The 2569-nt window shown below is 64.6% G+C and carries 4 protein-coding genes; 3 read left to right on the forward strand and 1 reads right to left on the reverse strand.

The features are described from left to right. Positions 1-322: 322 nt before the first annotated feature. Positions 323-757 carry a DoxX family protein gene (locus tag AC0L2K_RS31645; protein WP_023803843.1) on the forward strand — a complete coding sequence of 145 codons (435 nt, stop codon included), beginning with the start codon at positions 323-325 and terminating at the stop codon, positions 755-757. Between the two features lie 51 nt (positions 758-808). Here AC0L2K_RS31645 and AC0L2K_RS31650 read toward each other — a convergent pair whose 3' ends face one another. After that, positions 809-1114 carry a hypothetical protein gene (locus AC0L2K_RS31650; protein ID WP_023803842.1) on the reverse strand — a complete coding sequence of 102 codons (306 nt, stop codon included), beginning with the start codon at positions 1112-1114 and terminating at the stop codon, positions 809-811. Between the two features lie 358 nt (positions 1115-1472). Between AC0L2K_RS31650 and AC0L2K_RS31655 the strand changes: the two genes are divergently transcribed. Together AC0L2K_RS31655 and AC0L2K_RS31660 are read left to right on the forward strand one after the other, a co-directional pair. Continuing rightward, positions 1473-1877, forward strand: a complete 405-nt coding sequence (locus AC0L2K_RS31655) for a hypothetical protein (RefSeq protein WP_288142180.1) — start codon at positions 1473-1475, stop codon at positions 1875-1877. Positions 1878-1956: 79 nt separating this feature from the next. Further along, positions 1957-2505 (forward strand): terminase large subunit domain-containing protein, encoded by a 549-nt coding sequence (locus AC0L2K_RS31660; protein ID WP_287121225.1) that lies wholly within the window; start codon positions 1957-1959, stop codon positions 2503-2505. Positions 2506-2569: the final 64 nt, after the last annotated feature.

Genomic DNA, 2569 nt, shown 5'->3' on the forward strand with positions numbered 1-2569 from the left:
CGCGGCATTTTTGGGAGTGGGGGGCCACCGACCCCCCCCCCCGCGGCCTTGTCGACCCCGGCTGGGGTGCCCCGCCCCGCGCGACGGGGGGGGTGTGGGGGCCGCTACGCGGCCGGAGAGGGGCCTTTTCTTTGCAGGCGCTGTCCCCCTCTCCGTCGCGGCTTCGCCGCGCCACCTCTCCCCCACTTTGGTGGGGGCGAGGAACCCAGTCCTGCAGCGGCCTGGCTGCTTGCGCTGTCTCAGCCAGTATTCTCGGGGGATCATGTCGGGTTTGCGGCTGGTGCAACGTCCTTGGGGCGAAATCGCAACCCTGGAGGACGGCATGTCATCGGAAACCACCCAATCACCGGCTCAACCGCCGTGGCAGACCGCGGCAATCCTGACTGGCCGCCTGATCTTCGCAGCCGTCTTCCTCATGGCGGTGACCTTCAAATTCATCGACATGGGCGCCACCGCGGGCTACATCGCCGCCGCCGGATTTCCGTTCCCGCTGTTTCTGGCCTGGTGCGCGGCCGTGCTCGAAGTCGTCCTCGTCCTGTGCTTCCTGACCGGCGCCTTGTTCTCGCAGGCCGCTCTTGTCGCCGGCGCCTATGTGCTGTTCCTCGCCTTTGCCTTTCACGGGCCGTCGCACTGGGCCGGAAACCAGGCCGAGTTCGGCTTTTTCGTCGATCATTTTACCTTCCTGGCCGGGCTGCTGTTTGCCGCCGTGCATGGGCCGGGCCGTGTGCTGACCTGGAAGGCTGCACTGGCCAGGTGATCGTAACTCGGCTGGCAAGCGGCGTTCCGATACGGCGAGGCGATCGCGACGTCACATCTGGTCGTTGTAGGGTTCCTTCATCTGGCCGACCATGCGCGCCAGCTTGGAGAAGGACGGCATGTCCGCCTCCGGCTGACACTGGTTCGCCAGCTCCAGCAGCCGGATCGGGAAGTTGACGGCATCGCGGCTCGAGGCCGACATGCCTTCGGAGCGCTCCTCGCTGGTCTCGCTGGCTTCGGCCTTGCGCAAGGCGATGTCTATCTCTTCGACCGTCAGTACGCCCTTGCGGACAAGGACCTGATTGATCGATGCGACGGCCATCAGCAGGCCCTCGAGTTGCAGATTGGCGACATTCATGGCTTTGCTCCCATTGGCAAATTGCAAACGCGCGAACACCGGTTCCGATCCCTGCACCATAGCGCGGCGGGCGGCCGAATTTTAGGCCGGCCCGCGAGATTTCGCTTGCTTTGTGACGGCAGCTATGCTAGGAATATAGTCATGGTGCTGATTTGCGCCAACGACCCGCCCACCGAGGCGGGTTTTTTTATATCAAGCCTTCTCGAACGTTTGTGCCTGTGTTGCCGATATCAAATGTCGGCGGGACAGCGCCCCCCTCTGTCCTGCCCTCTCTTTGCCAAAATTTGGCATCTCCCCCACTTGGGGGGAGATCGGATGTCACCCCGGCTTTCGCCAATCACCAGCATCGCGGTAGGCCATGGCCGAGAAACCTTTCGACGACGAACCGGCTGATGTGGCCGAACCCAAGCCGTCCGGCCGGCCGAAGCGAGCGAAAAAAACGCTGGCCGATGGTTTTCTGGACGCCATCCGCGCCGATTTCCGGGCGCATGGCGCCGGCGTCATCGCCGAGGTTCGCACCGAAAAGCCCGATCAGTATCTGAAGATCGTGCTGTCGGTGCTGCCCAAGGATCTGCATCTCAACATCAACAGTCTGGAAGCACTGAGCGATGACGAAATCAGGCAGCGCATCCGCGGCCTCGAAGCCGTCCTGCGGCCGTTTCTCGAAAAGTCTGGCGTCGCAGGACTCGCAAAGCCGGACCGCGACAGCGAAGACCGAGTATCTGAGCCTGCTCAGGGAATTGGACCGGAGGCGGCGCACTAACCAGCTTGCCGCCTACCGGCCTTACCCGCGACAGGCCGAGTTCCATGCGGCCGGTGCTGCCAACCGAGAACGCCTGTTCATGGCCGGCAACCAGCTCGGCAAGACAAGGGCCGGCGGCGCCGAATGGGCGATGCATCTCACCGGCCGCTATCCCGAGTGGTGGCAAGGCAAGGTTTTTGACACGGCCGTGCGGCTGTGGGCGGCGGGCGTCACCGCCGAGGGCACGCGCGACAACCCGCAGCGCATTTTGGTCGGCCCGCCGCAGCAGCCGGCGGCGTGGGGCACCGGCATGATCCCGGCCGACGCCATTGTCAGCACCATCATGGGGCGCGGCGCGCCGCATGGGCTGGACAGCGTCGTCGTGCGCCATGGCGGCGGCGGTGATGTGCAGGCCGATGAATCGGTGCTGTCGTTCAAGAGTTTTGAGAAGGGCCGCGAAAAGTGGCAGGGCGAAACGCTGCACGGCGTCTGGTTCGACGAGGAACCACCGCTCGACATCTATTCCGAAGGCCTGACCCGCACCAACGCCACAGGCGGCATCACCATAGTCACCTTCACGCCGTTGCTCGGCATGTCGGAAGTGGTGCTGTTGTTTCTGTCGGCGGAAGAGGTGGAGGGGATGGGGTGAGGGGGCGGCGGCCTTGCCTTCTCCCCTTGTGGGCGAGGTGGATAGGCGCGCCGCCCCGAGACCG

The organism is Mesorhizobium sp. WSM4817 (assembly GCF_055811135.1).

Bases quoted from the DNA above. Each gene is read 5' to 3' on its own strand.
- AC0L2K_RS31645 (WP_023803843.1), top strand. From the start codon at position 323: ATGTCATCGGAAACCACCCAATCACCGGCTCAACCGCCGTGGCAGACC.
- AC0L2K_RS31650 (WP_023803842.1), bottom strand. From the start codon at position 1,114: ATGAATGTCGCCAATCTGCAACTCGAGGGCCTGCTGATGGCCGTCGCA.
- AC0L2K_RS31655 (WP_288142180.1), top strand. From the start codon at position 1,473: ATGGCCGAGAAACCTTTCGACGACGAACCGGCTGATGTGGCCGAACCC.
- AC0L2K_RS31660 (WP_287121225.1), top strand. From the start codon at position 1,957: ATGGCCGGCAACCAGCTCGGCAAGACAAGGGCCGGCGGCGCCGAATGG.